This window comes from Streptomyces sp. NPDC002176 (assembly GCF_044903645.1).
GTDB lineage: Bacteria > Actinomycetota > Actinomycetes > Streptomycetales > Streptomycetaceae > Streptomyces.
The window spans coordinates 375,004-388,479 of record NZ_JBJDQW010000004.1 but is presented as its reverse complement, the minus strand read 5'-3'; the positions used below and the strand labels follow the sequence as shown (position 1 = coordinate 388,479).

Genomic DNA, 13,476 nt, shown 5'->3' with positions numbered 1-13,476 from the left:
GGGAGGATAGGGCGCATGGACGTGGAACTCTTCCCGCGGGAGCGGGCCGAAGCCGCTCCGGGCGCCGTGCACGTCCCGCACTGGCTCGACGCCGAACGGCAGCGCGCGCTGCTCACCGCCTGCCGCGAGTGGGCCCGCCCCCCGGCCGGGCTGCGCACCGTCCAGACCCCGGGCGGCGGCACCATGACCGCCCGGCAGGTCTGCCTCGGCTGGCACTGGTACCCGTACGCCTACGCCCGCACCGTCGTCGACGGCGACCACGCGCCCGTGAAACCCTTCCCGGCCTGGCTGGACACCCTGGCCCGCCGCGCGGTCGCCCACGCCCTCGGCCCCGAGTCGGTCCCCGACGACCCCTACGACATCGCCCTGATCAACTTCTACGACGGCGACGCCCGCATGGGCATGCACCGCGACGGCGACGAACGCTCCGACGCCCCGGTGGTCTCCCTCAGCCTGGGCGACAGCTGCGTCTTCCGCTTCGGCAACCCCGAGACGCGCACCCGCCCCTACACGGACGTGGATCTGCGCAGCGGCGACCTCTTCGTCTTCGGCGGCCCCTCCCGCCTCGCCTTCCACGGCGTCCCCCGCGTGCTGCCCGGCACCGCGCCGCCCGAACTGGGCCTGACCGGACGGCTCAACATCACGCTGCGCGTGAGCGGCCTGACGGCCCCCGTCCGCTGAGCACGTCAAACATGAGCGGCCGGAGGGCCCCCGCCCCGCTGAGCATGTCAAATCGGTCACGAGACGGGCCACGACCGGGGCGGATCATGCGAGACTCGCCCCCATGAGCGGCACGGCGGACCCCCGGAAGGCGGGGGCAGGACCCATCTCACGGGCGCGGCTGGACCGGGGGCGCGGCGCCCTCGGCCCCGCGCTGGAGCTGGTGCACACCGGACGCGCCCCGACCCGCGCCGTGCTCACCGCCGAACTCGGCGTCACCCGCGCCACCGCCGGTGCCGTCGCCGCCGAACTGGAGGCGCTCGGCCTGATCCGGGTCGACGCCCGCCCCAGCGCCCCCGCCGGTTCCCAGGGCCGCCCCTCGCACCGCCTGGAGGTCGCCGAGAACGGCCCCGTCGCGCTCGCCGCGCAGATCCACACGGACGGCTTCCGGGCCGCACTGGTCGGCCTCGGCGGCCGGATCGTGGCGACCGCGCCCGGCTGCGAGACCGTCGACGCCGACCCGGCCAAGGTGCTCGGCGCGGTGATCGAGGCGGGCGCCGAACTGCTGCGCGCCACGGGCCGCCGCTGCGTGGGCGCCGGACTCGCCGTCCCGTCCGCCGTCGCCGAACCCGACGGGCTCGCCCTCAACCCCCTCCACCTGGCCTGGCCCGCCGGGGAACCGGTCCGCCGGATCTTCGCCGACCTCGTGCGCGCCGCCGGCATCACCGGCCCCGCCTTCGCGGGCAACGACGTCAACCTCGCCGCCCTCGCCGAACACCGGCACGGCGCGGGCCGGGGCGCCCGGCACCTGCTGTGCGTGGCCACCGGCCACCGGGGCGTCGGCGGCGCCCTCGTTCTCGACGGCCGCCTGCACACCGGGAGTTCGGGTCTCGCCCTGGAGGTCGGCCACCTTACCGTCAACCCCGAGGGCCGCGTCTGCCACTGCGGCAGCCGGGGCTGTCTCGACGTCGAAGCCGACCCGCTGGCCCTCCTCATGGAGGCCGGTCTCGAACCCGGCCCCGAGGTCTCCCTCCTCGACCAGGCCGACGCCCTGCTGCGCACCCGGTACGCCGAGCCCGCCGTACGCGCCGCCGCCGAGACCCTGATCGACCGGCTCGGTCTGGGGCTGGCCGGGCTGGTCAACATCCTCAACCCCGACCGGATCATCCTGGGCGGACTGCACCGGGGGCTGCTCAACGCCGACCCCGAACGGCTGCGCGCGGTCGTCGCCGAACGGAGCCTGTGGGGACAGAGCGGCAGCGTCCCCATCCTGCCGTGCACCCTGGACCACGACAGCCTCGTCGGCGCCGCCGAACTCGCCTGGCAACCGGTCCTCGACGACCCCCTCGCGGCCCTGCGGTGACAGCGGAGTTGTGGGACGTCTCCCACCTGCGTTTCGAGGAGACGGCCCCGCCCGCCCTCACCGTCTCCCTGCGCACCGAGAGGGACCGCCGCTGGGCGGAAGCCGTACGCGCCAACCCGACCCTGTTCGACGGCCCGGTGGCGGCGCTCATCCGGCTCGAACGTGACGGTCCGGACGGCCTGTTGGTGTCCTGGGCGCCGCTCACGTACCGCTTCCGGGTCCTGCGCGGCCTCCCGGACGCACCTGCCCTGGCGGGGCTGTTCGCCGCGGTGCTCCAGCCCTGCGACGAGGGGCGCCTGCTGGTGGGCCGGATGTCACCCACCACCTCGGCCCCCGGCCGATGGCAGGTACCGGGCGGCACGCTCGAACCCCCCGAAGACGGCGCCGCGTTGGACCTCGACGTACTCCGGCGCCACGCGGCCCGCGAACTGGCGGAGGAGACCGGCTCCGACACCCCCGCCGACGCCCTCCTGCCGGGACCCGTCGTCCGCGACACCCAGGGCAGCCTGGGCTTCCTGTTCACCGCCCCACCACGCCCCGCACGCGAACTGTACGAGCGATACGAGGAGTTGGCGCGCGCCGAGACCGAGGCGGGGGCGGAGCCCGAGTTCGACCGGGTGGAGCTGATCGGCTCGCTGGATGAACTCCGGGCGCTGCCGGGGCCGTTGGCCTCATATCTGCCACTCGCGACGGAGCGGTTCCTCGGGGCGTAGTACGACGTGACCCGGTGCGGCAACGGAACCGTACCGGGTACGTCAGGGCCGCTCGGTCAGCCGGGGATGGCCGACGGCGCCGGAGTCGCCGCCGCCACGGCTGACACCGACGGGGCGTGCGCCACGGCGGGTTCGGGGGCGACGGGTACGACCGGCTCGGGCGCCGTGTGCGCCAGCGCGGGTTCCGGTGCCGGTGCCCCGGCCGAGGCATGGGCCACGGCGGGCTCGGGCGTGCGGGCCGGACCGCGCACCACGACCGGCTCCGGCACGGCGGTCGCCGGTGAGGTGTGCGCCACGGCGGGCTCGGACAGCGGCGCGCGGACCACCACCGGCTCGGGCGCGCGGGCGGGCGGCTGGACGGTGAGCGGCGGGGGCGCGGGGCGCCGTTCCGTCGCGCGGGGCGGCTTCGGCGCCGGTGGACGCGGGGCGGGGGAGGCGGTCGCGGACAGCGCGAACCACACCACCTTGCCGTCCTCGCCGTCCGGTCGGCACCCCCAGCTCTCGCTGACGGCGGCCACCATCACCAGGCCACGCCCGCAGGTGGCGAGCGGTCCGGCGTCCGGCTCCTCGGCGGTGCCGTCCGGAGCCTCGGCGGCGTCGGCCACCACGGGAAGGCGTGGATCGCGGTCACGGACCGAGACGGTGAGCCGGTCGGACCGGAACTCCAGTTCTACGGTGCACGACTTGTCGGGCCGGGCATGTCGGTGGACGTTGCTCAGCAGCTCGGTCACACCGAGCGTGGCCCGGTCTATCAACGGGTCCAGATGCCAGTAGCGCAGTTGCGCAGATACGATTCTGCGGACCTGGCCGATCCGCGACGGCAGGGCTTGGAGCTCCACCGTGCAGTGCCTGTTCGGGTGACTGATCACGGCTGCGACTCCCCGATGTGAGGTCCGGACGAACCGGAGGAACACGGAGAACAACGGAAATCCGGGAGGCTGCTGGCGTCCCTGTGGCCGCCTGCCGTCGAGGCCGACGGGCCGGTCCGCAGCGTTACCTCCGGTAAACCCAGAGTGACGTGAGATCAGCGTGCCGCAGTGCCCGTCCTCCCGCAACTCGCCATGGTGGCCCGCAGGTCAGCCACCCCGTCCGGCGGCGCGGCGCACCGCCTCGATGAACCTGTGCGCGGCGGCCGGGCCCGGCTCGTCCGGCGCGGTGTCACGTTCGGTGAGCGTCAGTTGGTAGCGGTGGCCGTTCAGATCGGCCCGCGCCCTATCGTCCGGCGCGAACCACGGCTTGGAGGCCCGTACGGTCCCCACCGGCGCGCTGTCGATCTCGCTGCCCTCGCTGGTGAGCAGCTCCAGCCTGCCGTCGCTGATCCGGACACGGCCCGCCCGCGTGAGCGAGCGCATTCCCTTGCCGATGCGCACGCCTCTCGCCGTGAACTCCGGCTCCGCCATCCCGCACCGCCCCCTCGCGCGCCCCGGCCCACCGGCCCCCGTACGGCGGCCGGTCCACGCGGTGCAGTCTGCCCCGGCGCGGGCGGGAGCACCAGTGCGCGCGGACGGGGCGCGCGTGGCGCTGGAGTACTCGCGCCAATGCGCCCCCGCGCCCCTCGTTCGGGTGTGCCCCAGGCTGCCTTTGGGTGGCTCAAAGATACGTTGATGCAGGTGAGAAGCGGTGTGACTGATGCCTATGATCGGGCTGCGGGCCGCGCTGGGCGTGGTCGGCGCCCAGCGTAAGGAGCCCCGCCGTGCACCCCACCCCACCGGCCCGGACCGGCGCCACCCTCGATGTCGACCGCAGCGACGCGGCGTACCGGGACTGGCTGAAAGAGGCCGTACGCAAGGTCCAGGCCGACGCCAACCGCTCGGCGGACACGCATCTGCTGCGCTTCCCGCTGCCCGAGGAGTGGGGCATCGACCTGTATCTCAAGGACGAGTCGACCCACCCCACCGGCAGCCTCAAGCACCGCCTCGCCCGCTCCCTCTTCCTCTACGGCCTGTGCAACGGCTGGGTCCGTCCCGACCGCCCGGTGATCGAGGCGTCCAGCGGCTCGACCGCCGTCTCGGAGGCGTACTTCGCGTCCCTGATCGGCGTGCCGTTCATCGCCGTCATGCCGCGCACCACCAGCGCCGAGAAGTGCCGCTTGATCGAGTTCCACGGCGGCAGCTGCCACTTCGTGGACGACCCGCGCACCATGTACGCGGAGTCCGCGCGGCTCGCGGCGGAGACCGGCGGCCACTTCATGGACCAGTTCACCTACGCCGAGCGCGCCACCGACTGGCGCGGCAACAACAACATCGCCGAGTCCATCTTCCGCCAGCTCGCGCTGGAGCGGTTCCCGGTGCCCGCCTGGATCGTCGCCACGGCCGGGACCGGCGGGACCTCGGCCACCCTCGCCCGCTATGTGCACTACCTCCAGCACGACACCCGCGTCTGTGTGGCGGACCCCGAGAACTCCTGTTTCTTCGAGGGCTGGACCACCGGCGACTCCGATGTCACCTGCGACTGCGGCTCCCGGATCGAGGGGATCGGACGGCCGCGCATGGAACCCAGCTTCGTGCCGGGCGCGATCGACCGCATGATGAAGGTTCCGGACGCCGCCAGCGTGGCCGCGGTACGCGCGCTGGAGCGGGCGCTCGGCCGCAAGGCGGGCGGTTCGACGGGCACCGGCCTGTGGAGCGCGCTGAAGATCGTCTCCGAGATGGTGGCCGAGGGCCGTACCGGCAGCGTGGTCACCCTGCTCTGCGACCCCGGCGACCGCTATCTCGACAAGTACTACTCGGACAGCTGGCTGGAGGAGCAGAACCTCGACATCGGGCCGTACACGGCCGCGATCGACTCGCTGCTCGCTACGGGTGTGTGGCCGGACTGAGCACGTCCTGGACGGTGGCGTTCCCGGGCAGAGGCCCGAGGCTTCCCAGGGGCGCGCCGTCAGTCCTCCTCGGGAGCCTCCAGCTCCTCGTCGTCCTCCGGCTCGCCCGCCACCACCAGGCGCCGCAGCCGCTCGGAGATCTCCGCACGGGCCTCGGCGGGCAGCCCGGCGTCCGTGACCAGCGTGTCCACCTCGTCCAGCGCGGCGAACGAACTGAGGCCCACCGTGCCCCACTTGGTGTGGTCGGCGACCACCACGACCCGGCGCGCCGAGCGCACCAGCTGCCGGTTGGTCTCCGCCTCGGCGAGGTTCGGCGTGGACAGCCCGGCCTCCGCCGATATCCCGTGCACCCCGAGGAACAGCAGATCGAAGTGGAGCGCGGCGATGGCCCGGTCCGCGACCGGACCCACCAGCGAGTCGGACGGCGTACGCACCCCGCCGGTCAGCACCACCGTGGCCGCGCCCTGACGGCGGCCCGAGGTGCGCTGCGCGGTGTGGAAGACGTCCGCGACCCGCACCGAGTTCGTCACCACAGTCAGATCGGGCACATCGAGGAGCTGCCGGGCCAGCGTGTAGGTGGTCGTACCGCCGGACAGCGCGATCGCCGAACCCGGCGCCACCAGGCGTGCGGCCGCCCGCGCGATGTCCTCCTTGGCGGTCGGCTCCAGGCCCGACTTGGCCTCGAAACCCGGCTCGTGCGTGCTCGCCTCGACCACCGGCACCGCACCGCCGTGCACCTTCTCCAGCACACCCTGCCGGGCCAGCGCGTCCAGATCCCGGCGCACGGTCATGTCCGACACGCCCAGCTGACGGGTCAGTTCATTGACCCGGACACCGCCCCGGCGCCGGACCTCGTCCACGATCAGGGCGCGCCGCTGCTCCGCGAGGAGGTTCTGATTCTCGCTCACGTACGCTCCGGTCCTTTCGCCACACCTGTCCGAGCCGCCTGACACACCTGCGGTGACCTGCCCGTTCGATAGGTCCACCCCATGCGCTGGCTTCTCATCTTGTCACGGGCCGCCATAGGGCGCGCCACTGCCTGTCACCACGCACACATAGGGTGCGCGCACATGTGTGCGGACCCTATGGCGACCGTCGTCACTCGGATCGGGGGGATTCCGTGACAAGCCGATCCGCCAGGTGTACGCCACACCCGAAACGGAGAACCTGAAGCCCGCACGGACTTGAGACCCCTCAGGTGACAACGGAAGTGCGGACGACAAGTGGAACACGCGCGGGAACGCATCACCGATCCCCGGCCGGGCCCTCCGGACCTGCCGACCCCGGCCGCCACGCCGACGGAACGCGGCCTGGAACTGCTGGTGCACGGCGTCGGCGGCACCACACCAGAGAAGATGCTCGGCGACCCGCGCACAATCCGCGTCACCGGCGACGACACGGCCGCCATCTACCGCCGCGCCGAGGACGTCCCGGAGCCCGCCGGGGGAGCGGGCCCCGCACTGGACGAACGCCCCGGCGACGGCCCGGTGCGCGAGGCGTACGTCTGGTGCAACCTCACCTCGGGCAACGGCACCCGCGCCCTGTGGCTGTTGCTGCTGCCCTTCATGGTGGTCAACCTCGCCCACTGGATGCGCCCCACGGCCGAGCGCCCCGGCCCCCCGGTCCGCCTCTACGGCCTCCTCGTCCGGCTGGCCGCGCTCACCCTGACCGTGCTGCTGGTCGCGGCCGCCTGCGAGGTCGCGCTGGACCTGGTGGCCTGGCAGTGCGCCGGTGCCCCCGCCTGCGCCGGACGCCACACCTGGCTCGCCTTCCTCTCGCCCGCCCTCTCCGACGGCGGCTGGTGGAGCGAACCCGGCCGCCGCCTCGCCCTCGCCGCCCTGGCCCCCACCCTGCTCACCGCGCTGCTCTGGTACCTCTCCCACCGCACCTGGAGCGCCTACGAGTCCCACCGCCCGCTGACCGCCACCGCCGAACCGGGGCCCGACGAGAGCGCGCTGGCCCGCCCCGGCTTCTGGTACGGCCGCCGCCTCGGCGCCCGGCTCCGCGCCGCGCACACCGCGGCCGGTCTGCTCACCGTCGCCGCCGCCGTCACGCTGCCCACCGCACGCTTCGACCACCGCCCCGCCGGACCCGCGCCCCTCCACCTCCTCGGCGTCCTGCTCGGCACCGGAATCCTCGCCTGGGCCTGCGCGGTCGTCGCGGTCGTGTGCCGCCGGGGCCGTAGCGAACGCCGACTCGACCAGGCGCTCGACCGCCACCTGCTGCGCGCCCTCCCGCTCGGCGCCCTCGGTCTGCTGCTGCTCGCCGTCACCTACGCGGGCTGGTCCCGGCCGGACTGGCGGTCCGCCGGACGGCTGCCCGGCGACCCGGCGTTCGGCGCGATCATGCTCGCTCAGGGCATCCTCGTCGTCGCCCTCGCGGTCGTCGCCCGTCGGCTGCACCGACGCCTGCCCGACCCGCGCGCCGCGATGCGCGGCCTCGGCGGACCGGCCGTCGCCCTGCTCGCCTGCGCGCTCGGCGGAGTCGCCTCCGGCGGGGTCGCCCAGCGCGTCGCCGACTGGCTGGACGGCACCCGCGCCTCGCTCACCGGGCCGCCCGTCACCCTCACCTGGCAGGCGTCCGCGATCCCGCCCGTGCTCGCCGTGCTCCTCGTCCTCATCGCCGTCCTGGCCCGGCAAACCGCCCGCCTCGCCCGCGCCGAACGCCGACGGGTGCGCGCCGAGCACCCCGGCGAGCCCGAGGACCCCCACCGCACCAAGCGCATCGCCCACGTCCGCGCCATGGCCACCCTCACCGACCGCGCGCCGCTGATCCTCGCCGTGGGCTCCGTCGCCACCCTGATCGCCGGTGCGGGGGCCCTCACCGGCGCCCTCGCCACCGGGCTCGCCCCCGCCCACGCAGCCCGGAACGCGGGCGACACCGTCCGGATCACCGCCGGGGTCTGCCAGATGCTCGGCTCCTGGCTGATCGGCGTCGGCTTCCTGCTCTTCGTCGCCTGGGGACGCCGCGCCTACAAGGACGCCTCCGCCAGGCGGACCATAGGAATCCTGTGGGACGTCGGCACCTTCTGGCCGCGCGCCGCCCACCCCTTCGCGCCCCCCTGCTACGCCGAGCGCGCCGTACCCGACCTGACCTGGCGCACCGCGACCTGGACCGAGCGCACCGGCGGCCGTCTCGTCCTCTCCGGCCACTCCCAGGGCAGCGTCCTGGTCGCCGCCGCGGCCTGGCAGCTGACGCCCGCCGTCCGCGAACGCGTCGCCCTGCTCACCTACGGCTCACCGCTGGAGCGGCTCTACGGCCGCTGGTTCCCCGCCCACTTCGGCCCGGCCGCCCTCGCCGCCCTGCACCGGGACGTCCGCGGCTGGCGCAACCTCCACCGCCGCACCGACCCCATCGGCGGCCCCGTCCGGCTGACCGCCGGGCACGGACCCGAGGTCGACCACGAGCCGCTGCCGGACCCGCGGGCCTACGGCCGCACCCCCGAACACCCGCTGCCCGCACCGATCCTCGGCCACTCCGACTACCAGGAGGACCCGGTCTTCACCCGCGAACGCGACCGCCTGCTGGCCGACCCGCACCCCGACCTCCCCGCGCCCCGCCCGGAACCCGGCCAGGGATGAACCTCAGGGCAGCTCCGGCAGATCCTCCGGGTACAGCAGGGTCAGGTCGTCGGTGCTCGGGTCGGCGAACTGCGCGACCCGGCTCGCGTGCCGCTCCACCATCGCCTCGAACGTCTGCCGCGCGGTACGGCCGTTGCCGAACGCCGGGCCCTTCGGCAGCGCCGTGAAGTACTTCAGCAGCGCCTCCCCGGTGGCCGGTGCCAGCCGGTACTCGTGCTCGTCGGACTGCTGCTCCACGATCCGCAGCAGCTCCTCGGGGCCGTAGTCACCGAAGGTGATCGTCCGCGAGAAACGGGACGCCACACCGGGGTTGACCGACAGGAAACGCTCCATCTCCGCCGTGTAGCCCGCCACGATCACCACCACCGCGTCCCGGTGGTCCTCCATCAGCTTCACCAGCGTGTCGATGGCCTCCTTGCCGAAGTCACGCCCGGCGTCCTCCGGCGACAGCGCGTACGCCTCGTCGATGAACAGCACACCGCCTCGCGCCCGTTCGAACGCCTCCTGAGTGCGGATCGCGGTGGAACCGATGTGCTCGCCCACCAGGTCGACCCGCGACACCTCCACCAGATGCCCTATCTCCAGCACGCCGAGCGAGGCCAGGATCTCGCCGTACAGCCGGGCCACCGTCGTCTTGCCGGTGCCGGGGGAGCCGGTGAAGACCAGATGCCGCTTCACCGAGGCCGCCTTGAGACCCGCTTTCTGGCGGCGCCTGCCCACCTCGATCATGTCGGTCAGCGCTCGCACCTCGCGCTTGACGCTCTCCAGGCCCACCAGCGCGTCGAGTTCACCCATCACCGCCTTCGACGTACGGGTCTCCCGCTCCGACCCCGGCGGCGCGGCGGACGGCTCCGGGCCGACGGCACGCTGTCCCGGGATCGCGCCGAGCAGCCCGCCCGTGGACGCCGGTACCGTCTGCACCGCCGTGTCCGGCGACGACGCCGGGGACCGCGGCAGCCCGCCGCTCTCGTCGCTGCTGCACTCCTCCACCACCGGCCCCGCGCCCGAGCCCGCGTCCGGGCCGCCCTCGGCGAACTCGTAACCGCCGCGCGCGCACCGCTCCGTACGGCACTTGCGCAGCGTCGTACGGCAGCCGTCGAGGACATGGAAGCCGTAGCCGCCGCTGCCGGTGACCTGGCAGCCGACGAAGCTGCCCCGGCCGCCCGCGGAGACGTAGAACCCCGCTTCGGCCGGGTCCTGCACCGTGCAGCGCTCGATCGTCGGGTCGGCGCCCTTGGTGACGATCACCCCGGTCTGGGTGCCGTCCACCGTGCAGTTGCTGAGCGTGCCGCCGCTGCCGTGGTCCCGGAACCAGGCGCCGGTGGCCGCGTCCCGGATACGGCAGTCGTCGAGCTGCGCGGTCGCCCCGTCGCTCACCGAGACCGCCGTGTTGCGCACCTGGGAGAGATCGCTGTCCACCACGTCCGCGCGGGAGCCCCGGTCCAGCACGAACAGCGCGTCCGGCACGTCGTGCACCCGGCAGGAGTCCAGCACCGCCGTCGCACCGTCGCTCACCCACACCGCCGGATAGTCGCCGGTGCTGTCGAAGATCTCGCACTGGTTGGCGTCCACGCGGGTGCCCGGGTCCCACACCGACAGGCCGTTGCGCCCGAACTGGCGCACCGTGGTCCGGGTCAGCGTCAGCACCGAACGGGAGCGCAGGTCGACCGCGTTCTCCGGGATGTCGTGGATACGGCAGTCGGCCAGCGTCAGCACCGCGTCCGTGTCGAGGGTGACGCCGTCCGCCGACGTGCGGTGCACCTCGCAGTCGGTGAGCTGGGCGGTGGCCCGCTGGGTGATCTGCACCCCGGCCCCGCGCACCTCGTACACCTCGCAACCGAACGCCTCCAGCGCGGAGTTCTCCCCGGTCGCGCTCAACCCGGTGCCGGACGCGTGGTGCACCCGGCAGCGGTCCAGCCGCGGATGCCCGCCGCCGCGCACGGCCACGCCCGCCTGCCCGGCCGAGACGACCTCGCACTCCTCGAACACCCCCGCGCCGCCGTCCAGGACGAGGACGCCGATGCCCGCCGGGTTGTCCACCGTGCAGCGGCGCACGGTCGGCCGGGCCCCGCCGCGCACCTCGATGCCGGAGGCGGACCGGGTCACGATCCGCACGTCCAGCAGCTCCGGCGTGCCCTCCTCGACCAGCAGCGCCGGGGCGGCGCCGTCCTGGCCCTCCACGTGCAGGCCCTGCACGATGGCGGAGGCTCGCACGGTCAGCGGTACGCCGTCCACGGGCGCGATCCGCACCGAGCCCGGCGCGTTGTCGGGGCCGCGCAGTGTCACCTCCCGCCGTACGACGAGGTTCTCCCGGTAGGTGCCGGGGGCGATGGTGAGGACGTCGCCGTCGGAGGCGGCCTCCAGGGCGGCCGCGAGCGACGCGTACTCACCCGTGCGGCGCCGCCACCGCGATGTGCCGGTGTGCGTCACCTGGACCGTGCCCTGTGCCATGGCGTTGCCGTGCCCCCACCTCGTGGTACTTGTGCTCGTCCGCCTCAGGGGCTCCGCAGCCGGGTGCCGGGACGGCGACCGCGAGGCGCCGTCAGGGCGTTCGCGTACGCGCGTGTTCCGGACTCCGGCGCGGCCTTCGGCTCGCTCGCGCGCGGGTCGATGCCGAAAGCGAGTCGGCCGGTCCACCGTAGCGTGCGCGCGGGTGGCGGACCGACCAGAGCCGGAACCCCGGCCTTAGCTGCCCGTACCGGCCTTGCCCCAGTCCGGGCCCGCGCGGTCCCACGCCCGGTCCCAACTCGCGTACCGGCGGCGGACCATGCGCCAGACGGCGAGGCGCCGCACGGTCTCGATGAGTCCGGCCGCCACCACGGCGGCGCCGAAACCGGCCAGCGCCGCGTGCGCCCGCGCGGTGGCGGAGTCCAGGGGCCGGGTCGTTATTCGCCCGCTCGGGTCGGTCCAGAGCCTGAAGTGCTCACCCGTGCGGGGGGACTTCACCTCCGCCAGCACCGCGCCCTGCCGACGGGTGCCGTCCGGTGCGGTCCACCCGGCCAGGACCCGGCTGCGCGAGGTGCGGGCCGCGCCGGTGTCGGGATCGGACTCCGGGGGAGCCTGGGCGAGGGGGCGCAGCACGGTGGCGGTGACGAGATGGCGGGTGTGCCGCTGCTCGCGCACCGACCTGCGCAGCGAGTCCTGCGCGGCGGACCCGGTCACCGTACCGACGACGGGCATCGCCACGACGGTCAGCAGCAGTGCCAGGAGGCACACCCACGCCTCCGCGACATCGGTCGGGCGGCGCAGCGGATTGCCGCGCCAGCGCCACAGACCGCTGATGGTGCGCACGACCCCACCCCCCTTCGCTCCGACGCCCCCGTCCTGCCCCGTGTCGGCCCCGCTCATCCCCCGGCCCGGTGAAGAGGGCACGGGAGAGGGACATCACGTCGACGAGGTTTCTCTCACGGATTTCTCATCTTCCTTCCAACGACGCGGGCGGGCCCTGAGTTCCCGCTCCGCGCGCCCGAACAGCCGACCGGAGGTGAGAGGGCGTCAGGTGTGGACGCGCACGGGGTCGCCGACCCGGATCGTGCCGGTCGTGAGGGGTACCAGGTTCTGGCCGAAGAGCAGCCGCCCGTCGCGTCTGCGGAGCCGCGCCAGGGTGCGCAGGGGCTCGCGGCCGCGTACGCCGGTCCCCTGGTCGACGGTGGTGACGACGCAGCGCCCACTGGGCCGGGCGACCCGGAAGTCGACGGCGCCGATGGAGATCCGGGTCCAGTGGTCCTCGTCCCACGCCTCGGTGCCCGCGACGACCACGTTGGGCCGGAAGCGGTTCATCGGCAGGGGCCCCTCGTCCGCGTGACGGCCCTCGGCCAGCGCCGAGTTGAGGGCGTCGAGCGAGGCGAGCGTGGTGACCAGCAGGGGGTAGCCGTCGGCGAGGCTCACCGTCTCGCCGGGCAGGGCGTAGTCGGGGTCCACCGGACGGCGGGTGGCCGGATCGTCGAGATGGATCAGGCGGACGGGCTTCCCCAGGTACGCGGAGCACCAGCGGTGGGCGGCGTCGGAGGCGAGGACGGCCTCCACCTTGCGGCCGAACAGATCGATCGGCATGGTCCCGCCGGGACGGGGTACGGGGACCGCCAGCGGCGGATGACCGGAGGCCGACAGACGGATGCCGCCGCCGGGCGACAGCTCGGCGACGGCGCACGCGAGAAGGGGCTGCTCGCGCTGGGTGACGACCTTCCCCCCGTCGTCGATCAGCGCCCATCGCCGGTCACCGGCCAGCCCCCAGGGCTCCACCTCGGCCTCCGGGAGCGTCAGGCGCCGGAACGCCTTGACCGGGTGGATGTGGATCGATCGCAGTACCGCGTTCCCCATGCGGCCACCTTGCCAGAAGGT

Annotated in this window: 10 protein-coding genes and 1 pseudogene; 5 read left to right on the top strand and 6 right to left on the bottom strand. The window is 74.1% G+C overall.

Annotated features, from left to right (window positions below; translation table 11 throughout):
• Positions 1-15 precede the first annotated feature (15 nt).
• From ACI2LY_RS20895 to ACI2LY_RS20885, 3 genes are all read left to right on the top strand, one after another.
• Positions 16-681, top strand: coding sequence for an alpha-ketoglutarate-dependent dioxygenase AlkB family protein (locus ACI2LY_RS20895; protein WP_404708457.1), 666 nt, complete (start codon positions 16-18; stop codon positions 679-681).
• 103 nt (positions 682-784) lie between these two features.
• On the top strand, positions 785-2,023 hold the full coding sequence (locus tag ACI2LY_RS20890) for an ROK family protein (protein ID WP_404708456.1): 1,239 nt from the start codon (positions 785-787) through the stop codon (positions 2,021-2,023).
• Entirely contained in the window at positions 2,020-2,736 is a 717-nt protein-coding gene (locus tag ACI2LY_RS20885) for an NUDIX domain-containing protein (RefSeq protein ID WP_404708455.1), read from the top strand. The genes ACI2LY_RS20890 and ACI2LY_RS20885 overlap by 4 nt, the downstream gene beginning before the upstream one ends.
• A 341-nt stretch (positions 2,737-3,077) precedes the next feature.
• Here ACI2LY_RS20885 and ACI2LY_RS20880 read toward each other — a convergent pair.
• Positions 3,078-3,605: pseudogene (locus ACI2LY_RS20880) on the bottom strand (ATP-binding protein); the annotation flags it as partial.
• Between the two features lie 207 nt (positions 3,606-3,812).
• Positions 3,813-4,136: a hypothetical protein gene (locus tag ACI2LY_RS20875; protein WP_404708454.1), complete on the bottom strand. Its 324-nt coding sequence runs from the start codon at positions 4,134-4,136 to the stop codon at positions 3,813-3,815.
• A gap of 293 nt (positions 4,137-4,429) precedes the next feature.
• Here ACI2LY_RS20875 and ACI2LY_RS20870 point away from each other — a divergent pair, with 293 nt between their 5' ends.
• On the top strand, positions 4,430-5,554 hold the full coding sequence (locus ACI2LY_RS20870) for a PLP-dependent cysteine synthase family protein (protein ID WP_404708453.1): 1,125 nt from the start codon (positions 4,430-4,432) through the stop codon (positions 5,552-5,554).
• Between the two features lie 59 nt (positions 5,555-5,613).
• Here ACI2LY_RS20870 and ACI2LY_RS20865 read toward each other — a convergent pair whose 3' ends face one another.
• On the bottom strand, positions 5,614-6,462 hold the full coding sequence (locus ACI2LY_RS20865; protein WP_404708452.1) for a DeoR/GlpR family DNA-binding transcription regulator: 849 nt from the start codon (positions 6,460-6,462) through the stop codon (positions 5,614-5,616).
• Between the two features lie 315 nt (positions 6,463-6,777).
• Between ACI2LY_RS20865 and ACI2LY_RS20860 the strand changes: the two genes are divergently transcribed.
• A complete protein-coding gene (locus ACI2LY_RS20860; protein ID WP_404708451.1) occupies positions 6,778-9,135 on the top strand; it encodes a hypothetical protein in 2,358 nt (785 codons plus the stop codon).
• 3 nt (positions 9,136-9,138) lie between these two features.
• Here the strand turns inward: ACI2LY_RS20860 and ACI2LY_RS20855 are convergent, their stop codons facing one another.
• The 3 genes from ACI2LY_RS20855 to ACI2LY_RS20845 all read right to left on the bottom strand — a co-directional run bounded on the left by ACI2LY_RS20855 (position 9,139) and on the right by ACI2LY_RS20845 (position 13,455).
• Positions 9,139-11,586 (bottom strand): right-handed parallel beta-helix repeat-containing protein, encoded by a 2,448-nt coding sequence (locus tag ACI2LY_RS20855; RefSeq protein ID WP_404708450.1) that lies wholly within the window; start codon positions 11,584-11,586, stop codon positions 9,139-9,141.
• A 234-nt stretch (positions 11,587-11,820) separates the two neighbouring features.
• Positions 11,821-12,426, bottom strand: a complete 606-nt coding sequence (locus ACI2LY_RS20850; protein WP_404708449.1) for a hypothetical protein — start codon at positions 12,424-12,426, stop codon at positions 11,821-11,823.
• A 204-nt stretch (positions 12,427-12,630) separates the two neighbouring features.
• Positions 12,631-13,455, bottom strand: coding sequence for an MOSC domain-containing protein (locus ACI2LY_RS20845; protein ID WP_404708448.1), 825 nt, complete (start codon positions 13,453-13,455; stop codon positions 12,631-12,633).
• Positions 13,456-13,476 lie beyond the last annotated feature (21 nt).